Below are 24,330 nucleotides of genomic sequence, written 5' to 3'. Positions count from 1 at the left end.
CTCAAAGTTCTTTTTTTATCAGCTCAAAAATAGAAATCAGGTTATTTTCTTCCGATGTGAAAATTTCCTCTGCAGTATGCTTTCGCAGTTCATTTGATGTTGTTTCACCAATTGAAAAAATTTTCATTTCTTCTAAAGAGTTGAGTTTTGCAAAACTACGAACTCCACTTGGACTAAAAAAAACTGCAGCATGATATTTTTCAGGTACGAAAGGATGAATTTCTTCGGTATTGTAAATCGTAATCTTTTTGTAACGGATATTCTGCAACGGGAGATCTTTATCCAAAACATCGATGGCCAGATTGCCGCAGAAATGAAGGAACTGCTCGTGCTGGCAGTTTCCAATGATAAATCTGGAAAGTGTTTCAGCGTTTTTCAGAACTTTGAATGTTCCGAAACCGTACTTTCTCAGTTCACGCTTCGTTTTTTCTCCGACGCAATATATTTTATTATAATTTTTCGCGGTAAAATCTTCGTTAGGCTTAAATTGATTTTTAAAAAATGACCTCACCCCATTGACGCTGGTGAAGATCAGTGATGCATTTTTTAAGTCAAATGCTTCCGTTTTTATAGATTCTGTTCTGATTACCTCAATACATTCAGCCGAAATATCCAATCCTAATTCTTTGGATAATATTGAGGCATCGATGGTTTTGGTAAATAGAATTTTCATTACGGTCTGTCTTTTAAATGTAAATCGGTGACTAACAGTCTTACTTTTTTCATAAAATCTTTCCCCGGATCATCTTTTGCGGTAAAATAATTAGGGTCGGTTTCTTTCCAAAGCTTAGACTCTCTAAATATACCATATTCTGAATGACCGATCAGATATTCTATATGATATTGCTTAGTTAAGTGCCTAACTAATTGTGCATTCGCCAATACCTGCTTTTCGGTAAGGGGCTGACTCTTGCTTCCTATATTTTCAATGCCAATGGCGCAATAATTAAGTCCGATGGTATGCCTTGCAAACATATTCGGCTCCATGAGCTTATAGATGGTGCCATCTCTGTCTACTATATATTGAGAAGAGACATTTAGTGTGCTTTGCTTTTTTAAAACATTTCTGGCAGACTCCAGATGGGTTTTGTTAAAATATTTATAATTGGTATCAACGGTTCCGCCTGCGGTATAATGCAGAACAATAATCTTAGGCAGAATAGTGGGTGAGGTCTGCGTAATATTATAGTGGCTTTTAAGATACTCTAAACTTAGACGAACTCTTTCCGTAGAATAATCAATAGGTTTATTAATGGTTTTAAATTCGCTGGTTTGAGCTTTTGTAAAGAATGTTATCAATACAAAGAGTACATAAATAAGTTTTTTCATAAACTGGAGCTTATTTCTGATATTGATAATGTCCTGTAATCGTATATTTAAAAAGGACGTCTTCCATGACCTGTCCGCCTCCTATATTATGAACGATCTGAAACCGCTTTCCGTCTGCAGACTTTTTATTAACAACAATTCCAATATGTGTTAGATTCCCGGGTAAAAGCCATGTAACAATATCACCTGGAATATAGAGTGAAGGATTGGAATCAATGGATTTTTCTTTTCCAAATTTAGAAAAGAAAACGGCAAGATTGGGTACCCTGCGATGGTCTATATTGCTGTCCGGTTTTTTTAATCCCCAGATTTTTGGATATTTTGAAAAGTTTTTCGCCATATCTTCGTGTACTTCTTTTTGGAGATCAATCCCTAGTTTTCTGTATGCTCTTATGACAACATCTGTACATACTCCTTTATCTGACGGAACATCCCCGTTGGGGTATTTTAGAACAAAATAAGTTGGATCGTAGGTAATGGTATTGTCAATGATGCCCAAAGCAGAATCAGAGAGCTGAAGAGCAAACTTATTCTGTGCGCTTGCCATAAACACACAAAGTATGAATACTAATAAAAGCAAGGATTTTTTCATTGTTTTGGATTTAAGAATCTAAAGCTAGTGATCTGTATTAAAATTCTTAGTAAGAATTCTTAATTTCAGCCATTAGTTCTTTTCCTCCGTTTTCAAGAACAATCTTTGCAAATTTTTCTCCAAAATTCTCGGTTTCGTTGTACTCGAAGTTTTCGTCAGTAGCAATGCAGTTTTTACCATCTAAAGAGCATAGAGCTGCTTTAAATCGGATTTGGTTTTCAATGATTTCTGCAAAAGCACCGATAGGAGCGGTACATCCACCTTCCAGTGTACTTAGAAAGCTTCTTTCGATCTCTACACAGATCTGAGTCTTCTTGTGGTTGATTTGTTTCAGGATCTCATTGATCTCTGTTTTATCGCAATGCCCGGCAACAGCGATTACTCCCTGCGAAGCTGCTGGGATCATTAATGGAAGCATCTCATAATCAATATCCATTTTCATTCTTTTGATTCCTGCCAGAGATAAAATAGTAGCATCAAAATCTCCATCTTCCAGTTTCTGAAGACGCGTTTGAATATTCCCGCGGATATCCGAAAATTCAGCGTGAGGATAATTCTTTAGCCAGAATGCCCTTCTTCTCAAACTGCTTGTTGCAAGTTTCAGTTCATGGAATTCTTTATTTCTCGCGGATTCTTTTCTGATTAATACATCCTGCGGGAAATCTCTTTCCAGGTAAGTAATGATCTCAATACCCTGTGGAAGCTGAGTGGGGACATCTTTTAAAGAATGCACGGCGATATCAATCTCGTCATTCAGCAAAGCCACATCAAGGTCTCTTGTGAAAACCCCGGTGATCCCTAAAGAATAGAGTGGTTGATTCAAGTTCTTATCGCCTGAAGATACGATAGGAACGATGTCTGTTAGATAATTAAGGTTTTGAAGCTGCCTTGCAACCTCTCTTGCCTGCCAAAGTGCAAGTGCGGAATTTCTTGTTCCGATCCTAATGCTTTTCATTGAATTCGTTGTTTGGTTGTTCAACTAATATTTCGTGCATTAATTTACTAATTTCTTCGGCTTTTAAAGGGTTGTCGATGATAAATTTTGCAAAACGGTTGGTAATCTTCTGGATCATTTTGTCAGAAAGCTCCATGTCCGTGATGTTTATGTATTTATTTTTTCTGTAAAAATTATGCATTTCGTTGCGTTCCATATTCTTAAGAACAGCTTTGAAATGGTGAATGTTGGGAGCTAGTTTTCTCTTCTTTTCCCATTCCAGAAAATCTTTCATCAGTTCTTTGATGATTTTTTCAGCTTTGGGGATTTCTTTTTCCCGCTGCTGAATGGTTTCCTGAATCTGCTTGGAGAGTTCATCTACATCAATAAGGGTTACATTTTCATTCTCCGTAACATCCTTTTCAACATTATGCGGAATCGAAAGATCGATCACTAGTGTTTCTTTTCCATTGGGGAAATGAGACTTGTTGATGATCGGATGTTTTGCTCCTGTTGCAACAATCAGAATGTCGGTCTCTTTTAATTCCTTGTCAAAATCAGAATAATCAACATGAGGAATATGATACTTCTCAGAAATTTTTTCAGCTTTCTCCTGAGTTCTGTTGGCAATTTTAATTTTAGGCTGATAAACGTGCTTCACCAGATTTTCGACTGTATTCTGCCCGATCTCACCTACACCCAGTAAAAGAATGTTCTTTTCCGTGATTTTTTTCTGGCTGTTTAAAATGTAGTGAACCGCTGCGTAAGAAACAGAAGCGGCGCCGTTGGAAATTCCCGTTTCATTCTTAATTCTTTTTGAGATCTGAATCGCTGCATTGATTGCTCTTTCCAGATAAGGATTAGAATTCTGTCTTTCTTTTTTAAAACGGCTGTATGCTTTTTTGATCTGCCCAATAATTTCAAAATCCCCGATAATCTGACTTTCCAGTCCTGCTGCTACTCTGAACAGGTGGATCAGGGCTTCTTCTTTGGTAAGGATATTGGCAAACTGAAGGAAATCCGTAAGATGTACCCCGATTGTTTTGCAGTATTCCTCTGCTACCAGAAGATAATTGGGCGACGTTGTGTAGATCTCGGTTCTGTTACACGTGGAAACCACAAATGCATCTCCTAAATCCACATTATGGATTCTGGTGACAAAGTTTTTGATGTTGTCATCAAAGAATGCAAATTTTCCTCTCGTTTCTACATCTGCCTTTTCGTAACTGATGGAAAGTACAGCAAAATTCGATGTTTGATGGATATTGGAATACTGTAACATAAGCACGGCAAATTTACGGTTTTTTTAATTAATGATCTTCTGATAATGTATATGATAATTATCGTGAAAAACTATTGTGGAAAGACCGTAGGTAAAAGGCATACACGAATGAGAAGAGTTGTTTATGCGGGTGTTCCGGTGGTAATAGTCAGGTTTTTATCATTTTATTGCAGGGTGTTTTTGCTGTTTTTAGCTGAAATACTTCTGTCATTCATCTTCGATCTTCCATCCACTTAATTTTAGTTTAAATCAGACTCCGTAAATGCTTAAATCAAAAGTTAATATAAGATTACAAATTTTAATAAAATTTTAACCAAATTATATGCACGTTAAATTTCTTTAGTAGGGTTAAATTCATATCTTTGTAAACTTAAAATCAGAAGAAAAATATGAGTTTATTCGATATGTTTACGCAAGAAATTGCGATAGACCTTGGTACTGCCAATACCCTTATCATCCATAATAATAAAATTGTTATAGATCAGCCGTCAATTGTTGCAATTGAACGTTCTACGGGTAGACCGATTGCCGTCGGTGAGCAGGCTAAGCATATGCAGGGTAAAACTCACGAGGATATCAAGACGATCCGCCCTTTGAAAGATGGGGTAATCGCAGATTTCCACGCTTCTGAACATATGATCAAAGAATTTATCAAAAAAATTCCTGGAATTAAAGGTAGATTTATACAGCCGGCACTGAGAATTGTGATCTGTATTCCTTCTGGTATTACTGAAGTTGAAAAAAGAGCGGTAAGAGATTCTGCTCAGAAAGTAAATGCCAAAGAAGTAAGATTGATTTACGAGCCAATGGCAGCTGCAATAGGAGTTGGGATAGACGTACAAAAGCCTGAAGGAAATATGATCATCGATATAGGTGGTGGTACTACTGAAATTGCTGTTGTTGCTCTAGGAGGTATCGTATGTGATAAATCTGTAAAAATTGCAGGTGACGTATTTACAAACGATATTGCTTATTATCTGAGAACTCACCATAACCTTTACATCGGAGAGAGAACTGCTGAAAGAATCAAAATTGAAGTGGGTTCTGCAGTAGAAGATCTTGATGTTGATATTGAAGATATCCCGGTACAGGGTAGAGACCTTATTACAGGGAAGCCAAAAGAGATCATGGTGGGATATAAAGAAATTGCACGTGCATTGGATAAATCGATCATAAGGATTGAAGATGCTGTAATGGAAACACTTTCTCTTACTCCACCGGAACTGGCTGCTGATATTTATAAAACAGGTATCTATCTTGCTGGAGGAGGTGCTTTATTGAGAGGTCTTGCAGACAGATTGCACAAAAAGACTGGTCTTCCTGTATTTGTAGCAGAAGATCCTTTGAGAGCTGTTGTTCGCGGAACCGGTATTGCCCTTAAGAATATGGATAAATTCAATTTCTTAATTAAATAATTTTAACTTTTACGATAATATATCTGAATGGGATTTTTGCTGAGATTATTTTCGAAGAACGCTCTTTTTGTCTTCTTTATATTCCTGCAGATTGTTGCTCTGGTTCTGATATTCTCTAAAAATGCCATGCAGAAATCATGGGTAGCTGGCCAGTCGGCTGCGCTGAATTCTTGGATTTCGGGGTATATTGATGAAGGGGTTTCTTATCTGAAACTGAAACAGATCAATGAAGATCTTGTAGCTCAGAATAAATCTCTGATGCTCCAGCTCTATGGAAAAGAGGGGGCTAAGAATCCTGTATTCAAAAAAGTACATGATACTTTAGGCGGTGGCCAGATTTACACCTTTGTAGATGGGGAAATCGTGTTCAACAGTATCAACAGAAGAAATAATTACTTTACCATCAACCGTGGCCGCAGAGACGGTGTTTTTCCTCAGATGGGCGTAATGGCTCCTAAAGGAATTGCGGGGATTGTAATCAATTCTACAGACAGCTATGCCTTGGTTCAGTCTGTTCTTAGTGTAAATAAAATCAGAATCAACGCTTCGTTGAAAAATTCCGGATATTTTGGAACATTAACCTGGAACGGAGATAATTCCAGAGTAATGCATCTTGCAGATATTCCTAAATATGTTGCTTTAAAAGTGGGTGACACCGTTGTTACTGACGGAAAATCAGCTATTTTCCCTAAGGGGGTAATGATTGGGACTATTGCAGGATACTCCGTAGACAATAAAACAGGTTTCTGGGATATTTCAGTAGAGCTGAGTGAAAAGATGGGTGCTTTAAGCAAAGTTTTTGTTGTGAAGAATCTTAAAAAAGCTGAAGTACAGAAAATTCAGGATACCTTGCAGACCGTAATAAAAAAAGAAAATGATTAGCAGGACTTTATTTACCGACATATTAATCATGATCTTTCTGGTTGCATTACAGATTTTTGTACTCAACAGGATCACGATTTTCGGAAAGTACACACCGGTTCTTTATCCGGTTTTCGTCATGTTTTATCCTTTCTTCAGAAATAAATATCAATTTTTAGCTTTAAGCTTTTTAATAGGGCTTTCTGTAGATGCATTTCTTTATTCATGGGGAATCAATGCTTTTGCGACGACGCTTATTGCTTATTTCAGAACACTGATCTTCAGAACCTCAACAGATACTTCAACAGACTTTTTCTCTTTTCAGTCCCTTCAGTGGGCACAGTTCTTACTGTTTCTGTTTTCAAGTATCTTTCTGCATCAGCTATTAGTGCAGTACGTAGAATTTTTTAAATTTAGCCGATTTTTTGAAATATTACTTAATGTTGTGATAACAAGTATAATTTCCTTTATATTTATAGTTGTTTACGCATTAATATTTAAAATCAAACAAAAAGTTTGAACACACGTTATTTAAAAATCTTTTCTGCTCTCGTAGTAATCGCTATCATTTTTGTAGCGAGGCTTGCTTATTTGCAGATGTTTACAGACCGTTATGCCTTAAACGCGGCTAACACATCCATTAAAACCGAATACGTTATTCCACAGAGGGGAGTTGTTTTTGATAGAAACGGAAAGATCCTTGTAGGAAATCAGCCGGCTTATGAGATCTCCTTTACGCAGGCTTTAATGAAAACGGATTTTGATACTTTGGGATTTTGCAACCTTATGCAAATCAGTAAATCCGACTTCATCAAAAGGATCAACATCATTAAAAAAGAAAAATACTATTCAAAGCTGACTCCTATGACCTTTTTAAAGGATCTCAGCAGAGAAGATATTGCCAGAGTGCAGGAAATTATTTTTAAATATCCGGCCTTTAGTATTGTGTCCAGACCTCAGCGTCAGTATGAAGTGGGAACCTCAGGTAACCTTTTAGGATATACCAGTGAAGTCAATGAAAGAGAAATCAAAAAGGATTCTGCTTATTATCTTCCGGGAGATTTTATTGGAAAAACGGGAGTTGAAAAATCGTATGAAAAGGAACTTCGCGGCGTAAAAGGAATAAAATATATCCAAAAAGATATTAAACTTAGAAATATTGGATCTTATAAAAACGGAACTTTAGACAAGGATGTTATTACAGGAAAAGATATTACTTTAACGATTGATTATGACCTTCAGAGAATGGCTGAGGAAATGCTTGTCGGTAAACACGGAGCAATTGTAGCCATTGACCCTAATAATGGTGAGATCCTTACCATGGCAACAGGTCCCGATATTGACCCGAATTTATTTACAGGACCTTATAAATCTAAAAATCTTTATGCACTGTCTAAAGATACCCTATACGAAAACAAACCAACATTTGACCGGTCTGTTCAGGCAGCTTATCCTCCCGGATCTACCTTCAAACTGCTGACTGCTCTTGCAGGAATGCAGATGGGAGTGATGGATGAAAATACAATTTTTCCATGCGGTGGCGGTTTTTTTTACAGAGGGCTGAGAATTAAAGGACATGGAGGCGCCGATCCTCTGATTCCATCTATTCAGGTTTCCAGTAACTGCTATTTTTCACATGCTTTTATTGCGATCATGAACAAGTATCCTGGAGATCCTTCCAGAGGTGTAGATGAATGGAAAAAAATCATGAGCAGCTTCGGAGTAGGAGAATATCTTAATAATGACATTGCTGTAGGTTCGCCTGGAAGAATTCCTACCGGTAAATTTTACGAAAAGAGAAGCGGAAAAAAAGACTGGACCTCTGCATATACAATGAATGGCTCTATCTTTAACGGAATGGGACAGGGAGATGTTTTGGTGACACCTCTTCAGTTGGCCAACTATGTTGCTGCTATTGCCAATAAAGGCTGGTTCTATACCCCGCATATCGTTAAGTCTATTGATGGAAAACCTAATCCTGACAAAAGATTTAAAACAAAACATAAAACACTTGTTGATCCTAAACATTTCGAACCCATATTGAAAGGTATGGAGGCGGTAGTACTGAGAGGTACGGCAAGGAGTTTAAAATCCAACGATTTTACCCAGTTGGCTAAAACCGGTACCGCACAGGTGCCTCAGGGAAAAGACAACTCGATCTTTGTCTTAATTGCTCCGGCAGATAAACCACGAATTGTTGTGGCGGCAGTAATGGAACATGCCGGATTTGGTGCAACCTGGGCAGGTCCTGCTTGTACAGTGATTGCGGAAAAATATATTACAGGAGATCTTAAGAGAGAAAATCTGTACAAAAAGATGACCGGCGCCACCTTTATGCCTGAATACAAAAGACAATGGGTAGCTGATCTAAAACGTAAAGGATTATATAAAGATCCTAAAGCGGATTCTGTTAAGTTGAAAAGAAAGCAGGACAGTCTGAATTTTATTAAGGAGCAGAAAGTGAAACTGCAAAAAAAAATAGAAGAAGAAACAAAGAACAACGCTAAAAAAGGAAAGCAATGAAATGGGCAGAAGGGATAGATAAACTAGGTCTGGGGCTGTATTTCGTGCTTTGTATTTTCGCGATTGCAAATATCTACAGTGTTGATCAGAAATTAGGAGAAAAGCAGTTGATCTTCTTTTGTATCTCCTTATTTGTCGGACTTATTATCTTCGTGGGAAGAAGTAAGTTCTTCGAGAATATGTCGGGTATTATTTATATCGGAGGGGTCTTGCTTTTGATAGGTCTTTTCCCGTTCGGTAAAGAAATCCTGGGTCAGAAAAACTGGTACAAATTCGGAAGTTTTACCATGCAGCCTGTCGAATTTGCAAAAATAGGAACAGCACTTATGCTGGCCAATTACGTTTCAGGGCCTGATTTTAATCTTAAAGTTAAAAAATCACTCTGGACTGTTTTAGCCATTATCGGAATTCCCGCAGCAGTGGTTCTGATGATTCCCGATGTGGGTTCCATGCTTGTATTTATTGCATTCTTTATCGCTTTATACAGAGAAGGACTGAATGGTCTTTTGTTTGGGGTAGGATTTATATTTGCTGGAGTCTTTTTGATTTCTCTTGCAGTTCCTCCTTTGTATGTGGCATTGGCTGTGGTTATCATTGCCGGAGTGCTGATTGCTATGAATTATCATAGAATGTCCTGGGATGTGATCTCTATTTCAGGGATTGCAGGATCAATTATATTACTGTGTGGACTGGCTTTCGGATCGCCATACATTTTAGAAAAACTACCAAAGCACCAACGAGAAAGAATCGAGGTTCTTTATAAAGGAGAAAAAGCATTCAGAGATACCTCCGGGTACAACTTATTATATTCAAAAACAGCCATCGGTTCCGGTGGGCTTTTAGGAAAAGGCTATCGTGAAGGATCGGTAACCCAGGGGAAATTTGTACCTGAACAGGAAACCGACTATATTTTCTGTACAGTAGGCGAGGAATGGGGCTTTGTAGGAAGTGCCGTGCTGGTCTTATGTTATATGGTCTATATCGGGAGGATCTATTACCTGGCAGAACAGCAGAAATCTGCTTTTAACCGGGTATTCGGGTATTGTTTTGCCTCAATCCTTATGCTGCACTTTACGATCAATTTAGGAATGGTTATGGGGCTTTTCCCGACCGTAGGTATTCCGCTTCCTTATTTCAGTTATGGAGGAAGTTCGCTTCTTGCCTTTTCTATGATGACTTTTATTTTCTTTAAACTTAACTATTCGGATAAGAACAGCTTGGTGTAAATCTGTTGTAGAGAAGAGTTGGAGCTTTTTGCTGTTAGTTTAAAAAACTGCAAAATTTTCTTAAGTGAAAGAAGGTAATCATTAGTATTTAAGAATATAGATTGATATGAGCCAGATATATATTTCAGACCAGGATTTTCAAAACATAAATTTTAACGATCAACCTTTACAAACAGGCGAATACGAAAACTGCACATTCAGAAACTGCAGCTTTGAGTATACAGATCTTTCTGATTTCAGTTTTACAGACTGTGAATTTATTGGCTGTAATCTAAGCATGGCAAAATTGGTAAAAACGGCTTTCAGGAGTATTCGTTTCAAAGAATGTAAAATGTTTGGACTTCAGTTTAATGAGTGTAATGCTTTTGGACTTTCATTTACTTTTGACGGTTGTGCTCTCAATAATGCAGTGTTTTATAATACCTCGGTTAAAAAGACCCTGTTCATAAATTCTAAATTAATTGAAACGGATTTTGCTGAATGTGACTTGTCCAATTCAGTGTTTAAAAGCTGTGATCTTTCAGGAGCTGTTTTTGATCGTACAAACCTTGAAAAAGCAGATTTGAGGACTTCCTTCAACTATTCAATAGATCCGTCATTAAATCGCTTAAAAAAGGCTAAATTTTCGCTTGCTGAAGTACATGGACTTCTTTATAAATTCGATATTGAAATAGATAGGAGTTAGAAGCTAGAAATTAGAGATTAGAAGTTAGAGAATGGTGATCGTAAAAAACTCTTATGGCTTATATAATTAAAAATTCAATGGAGGTGGGCATTAATCCGCCTTCTCTATTTAGATTCTGTAGGTTTAAATAATAGAGCTATTTCATAGATAGAGCTATTTCAAAAGCTATAGTGGAGTATTCAATAGAGGTAGGCTTTAGCCCGCCTTTACATATATCCACCATAAAGACTTTAGCCAAAATCTATTTTCATACAGACCTACATCTGAAAAATTAAACAATCCTTTTTAGGTCCCCAGAAAATTCATTCTCAAGCCAGCATCATTCCCCTTCTCTGAAAAGGTGGATTTTTGCAAAGCAAAAAGGCGGGGTAGTCATAAAAATAAAAAAGCCATCAGATATCTGATGGCTTCATTATTTAAATCAATTATTTAAAATTAAAAACTAGTCGCTGTGGATGGAGTAGAAGAAGCTAAATTATTATAAGCGTCTCCGTTCTCGTTGATTACTCTTTTTGCAAACCTGAATTTTGGCCCCCAATAAGAATCATTCAGCGATGAGATCATTACCCCTTTAGAAGTTGCTGCGTGGATGAATTTGATTTCACCTTCTTCAGTAACACTTTCTACGATACCTACGTGAGAAATTCTTCTTCCGTGTGAAAAGAAAATCAAATCTCCTTTCTGAAGGTCTCCTTTATCTATACTTTCACCTTCCTGAGCCTGAGATGCTGCTACTCTTGGTAAGCTAAGCCCTGCTGCTGCTCCGAATACAGAAAGAACGAAAGCTGAACAATCAATACCTCTTCTTGTCATTCCTCCGTATCTGTATGGAGTTCCAAGGTATGTTTCAGCTTCTGTTAGGATATTATCGATCGTTTTATTGTATTTGACTGCTTTTGCAATCTCCGAATTCTTGATAGCTTTTTTCGCGTTGGCGATAGATGCGGCCTTTTCAGCCAGAAAAGAATCGATAAGTCTTTGCTTATCCTGCTCCATTTTCTTATTGTCTATAGAAGCTAGTTTGGCATCTGTTTTGTATTCTTTAGCGTAAGTTGCTGGTTGTGAAACTACATAATTTGTAGCGCAAGATTGAACTGAAACTGTAGACACTAAAGCAACTAAATAAAACAAGACTCTTTTCTTCATATATATTTGATTATCCGTGTTAAAAAGGAATATTTATTTTCAAAAGCATTACAAAAGTAGAGATTCCAAGCAAAAGACCCCTGATATGATTATTGTCAGGTTCTTTATTTAACACATTTTAACATATTATTTAAGTATGTTAAAGAAAAACAAACCGCAACCGCCTATTTTTGGTGGGTCTGCGGTTTTTTTTATTATGATTCTTTAACAAAATAAATGGCGTTTCCTGTGTTTATCGCACATCAAGATTTAAAACTCTAATTTTCAGAGCTGTTAATAAAACAAAAAAAACTCTCCGGAAAAACCGGAGAGCTTAACTAATATGGAACTTTACAGATGTTATTTTGTAAATAACATTTCTCTATATTTAGTCATTGGCCAAAGTTCGTCATCCACCATCATTTCAAGATCATCAGAAGCTTCTCTGATCACATCGAATAAAGGAATTACTTTGGTGCAGTAGGTTTCTGCCTGCTTTTGACTATTTGATACAGCTTTTGCTGCTTCTCTTGCTTTAATAAGATCTTCAACGCCAAGTTTGATCTTAGAAACGTTCTCAGAAATATTAGTGATTAAGCTCATTTGCTCTTTCGCTAATGTTTTGAATTCTTTGTCCGGGAATATTTCTTTAAGACCTTTTACGTTTTCAATCAATCTGTTTTGATAATTTAAAGCAGAAGGAATGATATGGTTTCTTGCGATATCACTTAACACTCTTGCTTCAATATCAATTACAGTAGAATATTTTTCTAATTTGATTTCGTTTCTAGCTTCAACCTCTCTGTGTGTGAAGACTCCGATTTCTTCATAAAGGGCAACGAATTTTTTATCCATTTCCTGTTTTAATGCTTCAGGAGTGGTTTTTAAATTATTCAGACCTCTCTTTTTAGCTTCTTTAGCCCAGTCATCAGAATATCCGTCACCTTCAAACATAATGCTCTTACACTGCTTGATATACTCTCTTAGTACATTGAAGATCGCTTCGTCTTTTTTCAGCCCGGTTTCAATAAGAGCGTCAACTTCTTTTTTGAAATCGATCAATTGTTTTGCCGCGATTGTATTCATTACAGTCATAGATTCTGCACAGTTCGCAGAAGATCCTACCGCTCTGATCTCAAATTTATTTCCGGTAAACGCAAATGGAGAGGTTCTGTTTCTATCCGTGTTATCTAAAAGAATTTCAGGGATTTTACCAACTACATTTAGTTTAAGATCTGTTTTTTCATCTGGTGAAAGTTTACCTTCTGTTACTTTTTCCAGTTCTTCCAATACTCTGAATAATTGGCTTCCGATGAATACAGAAATAATTGCCGGCGGAGCTTCATTAGCACCTAATCTGTGGTCATTGCTTGCAGACGCGATACTTGCTCTTAAAAGGTCGGCATATTCGTAAACTGCTTTGATTGTATTCACGAAGAATGTTAGGAACTGTAAGTTTTTCTTAGGGTTTTTCCCAGGGCTCAATAGGTTTTCTCCAGTATCTGTTGCTAAAGACCAGTTGTTATGCTTACCGCTTCCGTTGACTCCAGCAAATGGTTTTTCATGGAATAAAATATGGAAATGGTGTTTGTGAGCAATTCTCGCCATGATGTCCATCAACAGAGAGTTGTGGTCTACGGCAACATTTACTTCTTCAAACATTGGAGCCAGTTCAAACTGATTTGGGGCAACCTCATTATGTCTTGTTGTTACAGGAATTCCCAGTTTCATACATTCGATCTCCAGTTCTTTCATGAAGTTCATTACTCTTGTAGGAATAGAACCAAAATAATGATCATCCAGCTGTTGTCCTTTAGCAGGAGAGTGACCTAGTAAAGTCTTTCCTGTTAAAACAAGATCCGGACGGGATTGATATAATGCAGAGTCAACTAAGAAATATTCCTGCTCCCAGCCTAAAGTAGGAGTTACTTTTGTTACATTTTTGTCAAAATACTGCATAACGTTGGTTGCAGCTTCATCCACGGCATTCAAAGCTCTTAAAAGAGGTGCTTTATAATCTAAAGTTTCTCCTGTGTAAGAGATAAAGATAGAAGGAATACATAGAGTAGTTCCCATAATGAATGCTGGAGAAGTAGGATCCCATGCTGTATAACCTCTTGCTTCGAAAGTGTTTCTGATTCCGCCGTTCGGGAAAGAAGAAGCATCAGGCTCCTGCTGGATCAATAAATTCCCGCTAAATCTTTCGATAGCTCTGCCTCCTTCAATAGGAGTAAAGAAAGAGTCATGCTTTTCTGCAGTAGTTCCTGTCAAAGGCTGAAACCAGTGCGTGTAGTGAGTAGCTCCTTTGCTCATTGCCCAGTCTTTCATAGCTACGGCTACCTGGTCTGCAATGTGTCTCTGGATTTTTGTTCCTTTTTTGATAGCATCCATAATAGACTGGAATGCTTCCTTTGTCAGGTATTCTCTCATCGTCTCTTCTGAGAAAACATTCTGGCAGAATAATTCTGACAATTTTCCGGGAACCTCAACAGAATTATCTCTTCTGAAGTCCTTAAATGGTAAAGTTTCTAACGCTTTGAATCTTAAAGTTGACATATTAAGGTTGTATTTTGTGTGGCAAATTTACAAAAAAAATGAATTGAAAATGTTTTACCCCTATTTTTTTTAGGGGTATTTGTGGAATTTTATTATTTAAAACGAGTATTTTGGTTTTTGAGTAGGGGTGTTTGCTGGGGTGAGGGTAATGTTAAGCCTTGTAGAGACGTAAAAGACGATTATGTGATCCCCGTTTTATAGTCCTTCAATATACAAATTTAAATTGCTTGTTAAAAGTTACTTAAAATAGAATGTACAAACATTTTGTATATTTGTGTGAAATTTATTTTATGACAAATTCTAGAGCTAGAGAAACAACGGAAGCAATTGAAAGATTGTATATTTCTATGAGACACCTCTTTTACAGAGGTTTTTTTAAACCTGCCGGTGTTTCTGGAGAAAGTATCAGAAGTTTGTTAAAGACGATCAATCCAGAGATTTATGGTACCATGAATATTCCTAATAAATTGGAATTAGATGGTTTGATGTATGTTTTAGACAGACTTCCGGAGGGAATTGAAGAATGTGCTTTTATTCATCTTACATCAGATGAAGGTTTTGATAAAGGAAGTTTCGAACCTATTGTACCTAAAAAGAGAAGAAGAAACTGTTACAGAATAGATGAGCACCAAATGAATATTGAAGTTCTTTTGGGCCGTTCTGAGATTTATGATATTCTTACTCACCTTACCTTCTTATTTATAGAAGCAGATAAAGTTAGAAATCTGGCTTTCATTCAGGATGAAAACTGGAAACCGACACGTGCTTTCAAAATTATTGAAGAAGTAGTAAAAGGCGAGAAGAAATTTAGCAGAAAGGAAAAAGAGGTTGCTCTTATTCATTTATCTTCTTTAATAGGACGAACTTTTGAAGAAACATTAAATGCTTATAATTCTTTCGGGGATGATCAAAATCCTGACCGTTTATTTAAAATCATCTATAACTTAGGAAAAGTAAGTCTTGAAGATGCAAAACAGACAAGAGAAAGAGAAATTCATTTCAGTGCTATATTAAAGGAAAGGGTAGGACATCATTACTTCGGTGAGAAATGGGCCAACAAAGTGAAAGAAGTTCTATTTGAAAACGACCTTCATATGCGTCCGCTGCATATCATTTCTGCCAATATGCACTCTGTGAAAAATATGTTGTACGGAAATGATGCATTAAAGAAGAAAGACAATAAAGAAGTTGATTATAAACTTTATGGAGAAATTTCTGATAAAAAAGACCTTCGTGATAAAGTTTCAAAATATGCTTTGGAAGAAGGGTTGATCTATATTAATGATAAGAGTGGAAGTAATATTGATGTTCAGATCATTGATTTAAGCAAGACAGATCTTAAAAATACTCCATTTAATGGGATAAAGTATGGCGGAGACGATGTGATCATGGTTTTTGACTATGCTTTTGGAGAACAGGCTTTTGAAGTGATGGACGAATTGTTGAGACCTTTCGAACATAAAGGAGAGGTTTATATGATGAAAGTGAAATCTGTTTCTATCATGGGGAAAGCTGGAATTCTTGCCGGAGGAAAAGGAGACATCATGATTCCTACAGCCCATATTTTTGAAGGAACGGCAGACAACTATCCTTTTGAAAATGCCCTGAAGCTGGATGATTTTAAAGATGATGAACTGAAAGCATTTGAAGGACCGATGATTACCGTGTTAGGAACATCACTTCAGAACAGAGATATTCTGTCGTACTTTATGAATACCTCATGGAAAGCAATTGGTCTTGAAATGGAAGGGGCGCATTATCAGAAAGCCATTCAGGTAGCTTCGAAGATCAGGCATCATATTGCACCGGATCTGTTTGTGTGTTATGCCTACTATGCTTCGGATAATCCACTGGAAACGGGAAGTACACTTTCTTCAGGAGGTCTGGGTCTTACAGGAGTAAAACCTACGTATCTGATCACTTTAAGAATCCTTGAAAAGATCTTACAAAGCGGAAAGAAAGAAATTTCTGCTAAAAAATAATTTGATTTTAAATCATATTGAAACCTCAGATGTCTTTGCATTTGAGGTTTTTTTTTTTTGAAATAAAAATGTGCGTCAAGAATACTACAAATAAGCCTTGTCAGGGTTTAAGTCAAAAAATAATTATCTTTAAGAATCATAAAACTAAAACAATGAACTCAGCTTCACAATTAGCAAAAAGATTCAGAGAGGTCCTGCTTGAAGGCTTCTGGATTGCTAATACGAATTTTAAAGACCAGCTTACGGACGTAACCTGGAACCAGGCTGTCACGAAAGTAGATTCTTTGAACACTATTGCTATGCTCACTTTTCATATTCATTATTATATTGCCGGAATTGTGAATGTATTGGAAGGGGGAGCACTTGAAATAAAAGACCAGTTCAGTTTTGATCTTCCGCCTATTGAATCTGAAGAACAATGGAAAGATTTGTTGATAAGGCTTTGGACGGATTCAGAAAAGTTTGCCTCACTGGTTGAGAAAATTTCTGATGATAAATTGGATGATGTTTTCGTGGATGAAAAATATGGAACTTACAGAAGAAATATAGATGGAATGATCGAGCACAGTTACTATCACCTGGGACAGATTTCCTTAATAAAAAAGCTGTTGGCTCATCAATAGTTTTTTTAACCTGCATCATCTGCAAAACTTGCATTCGCCAACTTAACCATCATAATAAAAACATATCTAAGTTCATAACAGATCAAAAAGCCCTAAAACAGATCCATATTTGAGGGTTTTACATAAATTACCTACCTTTAAAAAAAATAAATTTTAAATGAGAAAATCGGCTGCAATCATTTTTGCGTTTATCATTTCACAATTTCAGGCTCAGCAGGGAGCTTATTATCAGCAGGCTGCGAAGTACAAGATGGATATTGATGTTAATGCTGAAAAATTTACCTATCAGGGAAACCAGAGTTTAGAATATACGAACAATTCACCTGATGAACTCAAAGTGGTGTATTTTCACCTGTACTGGAATGCTTTTAAGCCTAATTCAATGATGGACCAGAGAATTGCCGGTCAGGGGAAAAACGGAGATTCCAGATTGCAGAAAGATGGAGTTTCAAGGTTGGCAGCTATTCCAAAAGATCAGGAAGGTGCTCAGAATATCCACTGGATCAGACAAAACGGAAAAGATCTGAAATTTGAGATCCAGGAAACGGTGATGAAAGTGTATCTGGCCGAACCTATACAGCCTAATTCTTCAACAACTTTTACCATGGACTGGGATGCTGTAATTCCTCAGCAGATCAGAAGAAGTGGAAGAAATAACAGGGAAGGCGTTGACATGACGATGACGCAATGGTATCCTAAAATTGCCGAATACGATTATGATGGCTGGGCAACCTTTGATTATATAGGAAGAGAATTTCATGCACCGTTCGCAGATTTTGATGTGACCATCAGGATCAACAAAGATTATGTAATCGGAGCGGGAGGTGTTCTTGATAATCCAACTGAAGTAAAAGGATATGACGCAGCGGCAAAAATTAAAGCTGATAAAAGCAAAAAAGCGGTCTGGAAATGGAAGGCTAATAATATTTTAGACTTCGCCTGGAGTGCAGACAGAGATTATATCATCAAAAGTTTTGATGTTCCGGAAGGTCCGAAAGTGTTTCTGGTTTATCAGCAGAACGACAAAACAAAAGTTTGGGAAGAAGCTCAGTCTTATGTGACTAAATATTTCGAGCTAATGAATACTCACTTCGGTAAATATGTATATCCTACATATGCATTTATCCAGGGAGGAGATGGCGGTATGGAGTATGGTATGTGTACCATGATCCTGGGAGAAGCCAAAGATATCAAAGGATTGATGGGGCTGATGGCTCATGAAGGCGCACACTCCTGGTATCAGCAGATGCTGGCCACCAACGAATCGGTACGTCCGTGGATGGATGAAGGTTTTACAAGCTATGCAGAAGGATATGTAATGTATCATCTGTTTCCGGAAGAACTTCCAAACCCTTTTGCCAATACGGTGAATGCTTACAGAAATTTCGTTAAAAAAGGTATCGAAGAACCTGCAGTATGGTTCGGAGATCATCATGATAATGGTACGGCTTATACCTATGCGTCTTATGTGAAAGGTGAATTGTACCTTGTAGAGCTTGGATATATCATGGGGGAGCAGAATCTTGCTGAAACCTTAAAGCAGTATTATGATCAGTGGCACATGAAACATCCTTCTGACAGGGATTTTCTTCATATTGCTCAGAAAGTGTCTGGAATGGATCTGAAGTGGTTCCACAACTATTGGATCAACACGACAAAAACGATCGATTATGGAATCAAAGACGTGAAGTACGATGCGAAATCTACTACAATTACTCTGGTCAATAACGGACAGGTTCCTATGCCCATTGATTTCAGCATACTGACCACCGATAAAAAGGTTGTTACCTATCAGATCCCTTTAAATATGACCCGTACCTGGAAGGAAAAAGATATCTACGGAGATTTTAAAACAATGCCCTACTGGCCCTGGACACAAAAAGAATATACGCTGACAATCCCTTACACTAAGGCGCAGCTTTCCGTTTTGGGAATAGACTTCAGTCAGAGAATGGCTGATGTCAATATGGATGATAATATTGTCGAAGTAAAACAATAGATCACGGATAACATAAAAAGATAGTCCCACAGAAAACTCTGTGGGATTTTTATTTGTATTGAAGTCTTCCAATAAGTTTTTCAGGTCTGAAATCTATCGCCCTTATTTGATCCCAAACTGCTGCACCATCCAGTGATTGGAATGGTTCTTTACAAGGTCATTTCTTAAAACCTCATCTTTCGTATTAAGGTAACTGTATACTTTTAGAGGAACAGAGTCAGGATATTCCTTGAGCCCCTGGTCTACAGTTGTTTTAGCTTCACCCTTCTTTCCTCCTCCCTCAAGGGCTTCAGCCTTATAGATGTATATTATAGCAGGTACTTTTCCGTAAACATCCAGGATTTCACTTTCCAATAGTTTCATCGCTTCGATCTGGAACTCTGTATCAGGTGTTTTTCCTGCCATGGCAGTTCTGCTGATGTGTTGCTGATACATCAGGAAAAGCATCAGGATGTGAAGGTTTTTTGTGTCGGGATTGGAGGCCAGTTTTTCAATTCTCTGAACAGTCTCTGTCGTCATTTCATCGTTTTCGGCCTGTAGATTTTTATTGTAAAACTCATCCAATAGATCATAAACAGTCCGGTCATCCCTGTCAATCTTTGATACATCCTTTATTTTCTGGAATACATCGCCTACTTTGGCTCCGGTCTGTGCAAAAGTATGGAGGCTGATACAAAAGAAAAATGCAAGGATCAATTTTTTCATGGAAAAAGAATTTTAGATATTTTGAATTTTAAAGATAATTAAATGTTTCCAATGTTTTAAAGTCCGGATTTAAATTTCCTCTAATGGATACAGATTAGTTTAATAGTAGGTGCTTGTAATCAGTATTTTAAAGGGTGTCACAAAATAAGCACTCAAGATAGCTTCGGGAATTACTCTAAATAATATAGATATTGCTTATTTTTGATGATAAAGACTTATTTTTACCACTGTTTTTTAACCCAGACTAGCTTAAAAAATTAAATGAATTCAATCGTAATCAACGTAGGAAACAGCAATATCAGATTCGGACTTTTTAATGGAGACAACTGTGATATTTCATGGGTGATCAATACAAAACCATACAGAACGGCAGATGAGCTGTATGCGCAGATGCTGATGCTGTATCAGACCTACAAAATCGAACCGAAAGAGATCAGTAAAGTCATCATAGGCTCTGTAGTCCCGCAGCTTACCAAAGTAATAAGCTCGGCGATCAAAAAGATCCATGGGATTCTACCGGTGATAGTTGACCGTTCTACACCCTCTGATGTTCAGGCAAAATCGAAACAGATGGGAACAGATATTTATGCGAATCTTGTAGCTGCTCATAATTTGTACCCGAACCGGAAAAAAATTGTGATTGACTTCGGAACTGCCCTTACGGCAAGCTGTGTAACGGAAACTGGAGAAACGCTGGGAGTAATTATTGCTCCCGGAATTGTAACCTCTTTAAATTCATTGATCAGCCATACAGCACAGCTTCCTGATATCGAGCTTAAAAAACCCAAGTCTGTTTTAGGACTTGATACAGTTACCTGTATGCAGAGCGGAATGGTGTATGGATTTCTTGGAATGGTGGAAGGCTTCATAGACCGTATCAACGATGAGGTGAATGATGATTGTTTTGTAGTGGCTACAGGAGGAGTTTCGCATGTTTATAAGCCATTGACGGACAAGATCCACGTCATGGACAGATTGCATACGCTGAAAGGACTCTATTTCCTGGGAAAAGATTTATAAGGCTGATTTTAAGAGTGATCAGACCTGATAGATAGAGCTGTACTATTTAGTTTAAGAAACTTTTGCGCTTAAAATTTTCAATACACTAAAAAACGAAATATGAGAAAATTAAAAGAATTTCCAAGAATAGAAACAGAAAGGTTGATTCTTTCCCAGTTAAAAGAAGAAGATATACCGTCTGTTACCAAATATCTTCAGAATAAAATTTTCTCAGACCTTACATCCAATATTCCTTATCCTTATACGAGAGAACATGCTGAATTTTGGTTGAAAATATCCAAAGAAGCCTTTGATGAGAATACCGGATATACTTTTGCGGTCCGTAACAAAGAAGAGCAGATTATAGGAGCTGTAGGACTTCACGACAGGGATGATGACAAAGCAGAACTGGGTTACTGGATGGGAAAGTCTTTCTGGAATAAAGGATATATTACAGAAGCAGCATTAGCTTTGATCGACTTTGGATTCAGGGAACTTGAGATTAATAAAATTTATGCTACGTATTTTCTTCACAACCCTGCTTCGGGAAGAATTATGGAAAAAATAGGAATGGAAAAAGAAGCACTTCTTAAACAGCATCTCAAAAAAGATGACGAATATTTTGATGTGTTGATGTATTCTGTCTTTAAAAACAAGAGATGATTTAACTTTTTGTGGGAAACGTCATCAAATCTGCAAATACTCCCATGAAAACAACCTATTATCTTTTTGCTTTACTGATAAGCACTTCTTTTTTTTCACAAACAAAACTTATTGCCTTTAAAAGTCACAGCGGAAATACAGATCATTTTAATTCAGCCGTTTCTGAAAACCTGTTTGATGCTAATTTTTCAAATCTTGGTATTCCTCCTCAGAGTTTTGTAGATGTTAAGCTGGACTCTGTAATCATTCTCAATGAAGAAGAAAGCGTTTTGGTGACAAGGTCTTCGAGCAAATTTTTAATTGATGGTAATAAAAGAGAATGGGATAAAAATAGAGAGGTTATACACTATCCGGTACTTTTTTCAAAGAAGAATATAGACAGTGTAAAAACTATCCTGAAAAGAAACTATAATTTTATTAATGATATGGATAGTGTTGCAGTTGTAAAATTTGACAAAGAAAATAAAACATATAAAGAAATTAAATCTGCCCAACCCAAGAAAGATAAAGAAAAATCAGAAAAGACTCCGAGAGGTCTATTGCTTGGGATACTGATGATTTCTGGCGCATCTGGATTCTATAGCTGGAAAAGGAATAAGAAGAACAATGAGAAGTAAGCTTCTGCCAGTTGCAGGAACCTTCTTTCTGCTTTTTATACTGTTCTTTCCATTGGATTTCTTGGGAGATTTCCAGAGAAAAGTTTCATTGTTTTTATTTGGAGATCTTACAGAGTGGATGGCAAAGTCCCTTTTTGCGACGGCTGATGCAAGAATAGACTTTTCTTCCGACAGCACTTCCATGTTTATTCTTGTGGGAATGTTTCTGCCCCTGTCATTGTTGACTGCTATTTTTATGGGACAAAGATACAGCCGTAAAATTCTTTACTTATCTAAAGAGATTGTTGTTTTATACCTTGTCATTGTTCTCATGAAATATGGCTTTGATAAAGTTTTCAAAGCTCAGTTTTATCTTCCTGAACCCAATATTCTGTACTCCCGTTTAGGAAACCTGGATAAAGACATTCTGTTTTGGAGTACAATGGGGACTTCCAGACTGTATTCGGTTTCCATGGGGATAGTGGAACTAACGGCAGCATTTCTGATTCTTTTTAGCAGAACCCGCGCATTGGGGTTGCTTCTGTCTGTTGGCATTTTAGCCAATATTTTTTTGATCAATATAGGTTTTGATATTTCTGTTAAGTTCTTTTCTCTTATCCTTTTTCTCATGACCATTTTTGCCTTAAAAGATGATTGGATTTTCATGTACAGATTTTTTATTTTAAAACAGGAAATAAAAAGGAAAGAGATAGAATCCTATCCAAAGTTGCAGCCTTTTCTGGTCTTTTTCAGGAACGCATTTATAGGGATCTCCGTGATGCTAATTCTCCTTCCTTATAGTAATTCAGGAAATTATAATGATGATACTGCTGAAAGATCTCTTCTTCACGGTGCATTTAAAAATGTAGACCAATATTCGGATATTCAGTATATTTTTTTCCATCGGAACAATTATCTTATTCTCATGGATAAAAATGAAAAGATGACAGATTTTCACTTTAATCTGACTTCAAAAAACCGCCTCATTCTTGAAAATTACAACGGTCAAAAGACCAATCTGGACTTTGTGTATCAGAAAGAAGACAGCCTTCTTACAGTCAGTGTTGGAAGATATAAGATAAAAACTAAGGAGCAGAACTGGAGAAAGATGAATGCTTTGCGGCCCCTTTTTCATACGAGAATAGAGAACCTGAAGTAAACTATCTTTTACTTTTAAAGAATTCTTTAACGATGGATGAACATTCATTTTCCATGATGCCGGTGAGGATTTCTGTTTTTGGATGGAGAGAAAGATGTTTGTTGATAAATCCCCTTTGTTCATCTCTGGCGCCGATCACCACTTTTGAAATCTGTGACCATGAAAGTGCTCCTGAACACATGACACAGGGCTCCATCGTTACATAAAGTGTACAGTTGATTAAATATTTACCTCCAAGGAAATTGGCAGCTGATGTAATAGCCTGCATTTCTGCGTGGGCAGTCACATCATTTAATGTTTCGGTAAGATTATGAGCTCTTGCAATAATACGGTTATTGGAAACAACGATGCAGCCAATGGGAACCTCATCTTTTTCAAGAGCGGCTTCTGCTTCCTGCAGAGCGATTTTCATATAATATTCGTCGGTAAACATCTTTTAATCTCCAATCGTTAAAGTTATAGGCAGTCTAAAGCGGGATCTTATCATATTTCCCTTGGTCATTGCCGGAAAAAATTTATCCGGGATAGAGTAGAGCGCGATTTCGGCCTGTCTGTTGAAAGTGAAATTATCACCTTCCGCCTGAACATTAGTTATGCTTCCATCTTTTTCTATGATAAATACAACACTTGCTTTGACGGTTTTTGTTTCAGTATGAACACCGTCTCTGTAAAAGAGTTCGGCGACTTCCTGTCTTAAAGTATTAATGCCTCTTGGATATTCTGCGGGCCTTTCAATATCGGAAGTTTTATCTGAAGTGAGAGCTGGTTTCGTTTCTTTCTTCTGAAGAAACTGAAGATCTTCAGTGTTTCTTACTTTTAGCAGAGCTCCGATCAGGGCTGTATTTTCAATGCTGTCCATCTTTTTCATGAAAAAAAGAAAGTCACCTTGTATGGTTGCTTTTTTCACAATATTGGTTTCAGCATCAAACTTCTTTTTAAATTCTGTATTCAGCATCTTCCGATGCTGGTTATAATAATTTTTTACCTGCCTGAATTCTTCCTTCTGCTGTGAAAAGCAAAGTAAAGAAATCATACAGAATATACAGAGGAGTAAAGCTTTCAAAAAAGTTTATTTA

The 24,330-nt window shown here is 37.0% G+C and carries 23 protein-coding genes; 13 read left to right on the top strand and 10 right to left on the bottom strand.

Annotation, left to right across the window (positions count from 1 at the left end; genetic code table 11):
• Window position 1: 1 nt before the first annotated feature.
• Genes IW16_RS02400 through hemA form a run of 5 tightly spaced genes read right to left on the bottom strand, consistent with a single transcriptional unit; the run spans window position 2 to window position 4,137 of the window.
• Window positions 2-673 carry a uroporphyrinogen-III synthase gene (locus tag IW16_RS02400; protein ID WP_034739315.1) on the bottom strand — a complete coding sequence of 224 codons (672 nt, stop codon included), beginning with the start codon at window positions 671-673 and terminating at the stop codon, window positions 2-4.
• Window positions 673-1,329, bottom strand: a complete 657-nt coding sequence (locus tag IW16_RS02395; protein ID WP_034739313.1) for a peptidoglycan recognition protein family protein — start codon at window positions 1,327-1,329, stop codon at window positions 673-675. The genes IW16_RS02400 and IW16_RS02395 overlap by 1 nt, the downstream gene beginning before the upstream one ends.
• A 10-nt stretch (window positions 1,330-1,339) precedes the next feature.
• Entirely contained in the window at window positions 1,340-1,921 is a 582-nt protein-coding gene (locus IW16_RS02390) for a DUF1287 domain-containing protein (protein WP_034739310.1), read from the bottom strand.
• Window positions 1,922-1,967: 46 nt separating this feature from the next.
• Window positions 1,968-2,876, bottom strand: coding sequence for a hydroxymethylbilane synthase (gene hemC / locus IW16_RS02385; RefSeq protein WP_034739308.1), 909 nt, complete (start codon window positions 2,874-2,876; stop codon window positions 1,968-1,970).
• Window positions 2,863-4,137 carry a glutamyl-tRNA reductase gene (hemA, locus tag IW16_RS02380; RefSeq protein WP_034739306.1) on the bottom strand — a complete coding sequence of 425 codons (1,275 nt, stop codon included), beginning with the start codon at window positions 4,135-4,137 and terminating at the stop codon, window positions 2,863-2,865. Before hemA ends, hemC begins: the two co-directional genes overlap by 14 nt.
• A 389-nt stretch (window positions 4,138-4,526) precedes the next feature.
• Between hemA and IW16_RS02375 the strand changes: the two genes are divergently transcribed.
• The 6 genes from IW16_RS02375 (at window position 4,527) to IW16_RS02350 (ending at window position 10,847) form a co-directional block, all read left to right on the top strand.
• On the top strand, window positions 4,527-5,552 hold the full coding sequence (locus IW16_RS02375) for a rod shape-determining protein (protein WP_034700899.1): 1,026 nt from the start codon (window positions 4,527-4,529) through the stop codon (window positions 5,550-5,552).
• 27 nt (window positions 5,553-5,579) lie between these two features.
• Window positions 5,580-6,434, top strand: coding sequence for a rod shape-determining protein MreC (gene mreC / locus IW16_RS02370; protein WP_034739304.1), 855 nt, complete (start codon window positions 5,580-5,582; stop codon window positions 6,432-6,434).
• Window positions 6,427-6,933 carry a hypothetical protein gene (locus tag IW16_RS02365; protein ID WP_034739302.1) on the top strand — a complete coding sequence of 169 codons (507 nt, stop codon included), beginning with the start codon at window positions 6,427-6,429 and terminating at the stop codon, window positions 6,931-6,933. Before mreC ends, IW16_RS02365 begins: the two co-directional genes overlap by 8 nt.
• On the top strand, window positions 6,930-8,936 hold the full coding sequence (locus tag IW16_RS02360) for a penicillin-binding transpeptidase domain-containing protein (RefSeq protein ID WP_051889857.1): 2,007 nt from the start codon (window positions 6,930-6,932) through the stop codon (window positions 8,934-8,936). Before IW16_RS02365 ends, IW16_RS02360 begins: the two co-directional genes overlap by 4 nt.
• Window positions 8,933-10,162, top strand: a complete 1,230-nt coding sequence (gene rodA / locus IW16_RS02355; RefSeq protein WP_034739300.1) for a rod shape-determining protein RodA — start codon at window positions 8,933-8,935, stop codon at window positions 10,160-10,162. Before IW16_RS02360 ends, rodA begins: the two co-directional genes overlap by 4 nt.
• Window positions 10,163-10,268: 106 nt before the next feature.
• Window positions 10,269-10,847 carry a pentapeptide repeat-containing protein gene (locus IW16_RS02350; RefSeq protein WP_034739298.1) on the top strand — a complete coding sequence of 193 codons (579 nt, stop codon included), beginning with the start codon at window positions 10,269-10,271 and terminating at the stop codon, window positions 10,845-10,847.
• Between the two features lie 435 nt (window positions 10,848-11,282).
• Here IW16_RS02350 and IW16_RS02345 read toward each other — a convergent pair whose 3' ends face one another.
• Complete coding sequence (locus IW16_RS02345; protein ID WP_034739297.1) at window positions 11,283-11,993, bottom strand: C40 family peptidase; 711 nt, start codon at window positions 11,991-11,993, stop codon at window positions 11,283-11,285.
• Between the two features lie 339 nt (window positions 11,994-12,332).
• A complete protein-coding gene (locus IW16_RS02340; protein ID WP_034724140.1) occupies window positions 12,333-14,528 on the bottom strand; it encodes a glutamine synthetase III family protein in 2,196 nt (731 codons plus the stop codon).
• Between the two features lie 290 nt (window positions 14,529-14,818).
• Between IW16_RS02340 and IW16_RS02335 the strand changes: the two genes are divergently transcribed.
• The 3 genes from IW16_RS02335 (at window position 14,819) to IW16_RS02325 (ending at window position 19,132) form a co-directional block, all read left to right on the top strand.
• The gene (locus IW16_RS02335) at window positions 14,819-16,510 is read left to right on the top strand and encodes a DUF6909 family protein (protein WP_034739295.1); all 1,692 of its coding nucleotides are present in this window, start codon (window positions 14,819-14,821) and stop codon (window positions 16,508-16,510) included.
• Window positions 16,511-16,662: 152 nt separating this feature from the next.
• Complete coding sequence (locus IW16_RS02330) at window positions 16,663-17,133, top strand: hypothetical protein (RefSeq protein ID WP_034740496.1); 471 nt, start codon at window positions 16,663-16,665, stop codon at window positions 17,131-17,133.
• 157 nt (window positions 17,134-17,290) lie between these two features.
• Window positions 17,291-19,132, top strand: coding sequence for a M1 family metallopeptidase (locus tag IW16_RS02325; RefSeq protein WP_034739291.1), 1,842 nt, complete (start codon window positions 17,291-17,293; stop codon window positions 19,130-19,132).
• A 102-nt stretch (window positions 19,133-19,234) separates the two neighbouring features.
• Here the strand turns inward: IW16_RS02325 and IW16_RS02320 are convergent, their stop codons facing one another.
• Window positions 19,235-19,837 carry a hypothetical protein gene (locus tag IW16_RS02320; RefSeq protein WP_034739289.1) on the bottom strand — a complete coding sequence of 201 codons (603 nt, stop codon included), beginning with the start codon at window positions 19,835-19,837 and terminating at the stop codon, window positions 19,235-19,237.
• 261 nt (window positions 19,838-20,098) lie between these two features.
• On the opposite strand from IW16_RS02320, the gene IW16_RS02315 reads away from it, so the two are divergent.
• The 4 genes from IW16_RS02315 (at window position 20,099) to IW16_RS02300 (ending at window position 23,254) form a co-directional block, all read left to right on the top strand.
• Window positions 20,099-20,857 (top strand): type III pantothenate kinase, encoded by a 759-nt coding sequence (locus tag IW16_RS02315; RefSeq protein WP_034739287.1) that lies wholly within the window; start codon window positions 20,099-20,101, stop codon window positions 20,855-20,857.
• A 99-nt stretch (window positions 20,858-20,956) separates the two neighbouring features.
• Window positions 20,957-21,499, top strand: a complete 543-nt coding sequence (locus IW16_RS02310) for a GNAT family N-acetyltransferase (RefSeq protein ID WP_034739284.1) — start codon at window positions 20,957-20,959, stop codon at window positions 21,497-21,499.
• Window positions 21,500-21,543: 44 nt separating this feature from the next.
• On the top strand, window positions 21,544-22,116 hold the full coding sequence (locus IW16_RS02305) for a hypothetical protein (protein WP_034739282.1): 573 nt from the start codon (window positions 21,544-21,546) through the stop codon (window positions 22,114-22,116).
• Window positions 22,106-23,254 (top strand): hypothetical protein, encoded by a 1,149-nt coding sequence (locus IW16_RS02300; protein ID WP_034739280.1) that lies wholly within the window; start codon window positions 22,106-22,108, stop codon window positions 23,252-23,254. Before IW16_RS02305 ends, IW16_RS02300 begins: the two co-directional genes overlap by 11 nt.
• Window position 23,255: 1 nt before the next feature.
• Here IW16_RS02300 and IW16_RS02295 read toward each other — a convergent pair whose 3' ends face one another.
• Together IW16_RS02295 and IW16_RS02290 are read right to left on the bottom strand one after the other, a co-directional pair.
• Window positions 23,256-23,687 carry a nucleoside deaminase gene (locus IW16_RS02295; RefSeq protein ID WP_034739278.1) on the bottom strand — a complete coding sequence of 144 codons (432 nt, stop codon included), beginning with the start codon at window positions 23,685-23,687 and terminating at the stop codon, window positions 23,256-23,258.
• Window positions 23,688-23,690: 3 nt separating this feature from the next.
• Window positions 23,691-24,287 (bottom strand): energy transducer TonB, encoded by a 597-nt coding sequence (locus IW16_RS02290; RefSeq protein WP_228376898.1) that lies wholly within the window; start codon window positions 24,285-24,287, stop codon window positions 23,691-23,693.
• Window positions 24,288-24,330 lie beyond the last annotated feature (43 nt).

Source organism: Chryseobacterium vrystaatense, assembly GCF_000737765.1.
Taxonomy (GTDB): Bacteria; Bacteroidota; Bacteroidia; order Flavobacteriales; family Weeksellaceae; genus Chryseobacterium; species Chryseobacterium vrystaatense.
The sequence above is the reverse complement of the archived record's forward strand: the minus strand, read 5'-3'. Positions and strand labels throughout refer to the sequence as shown.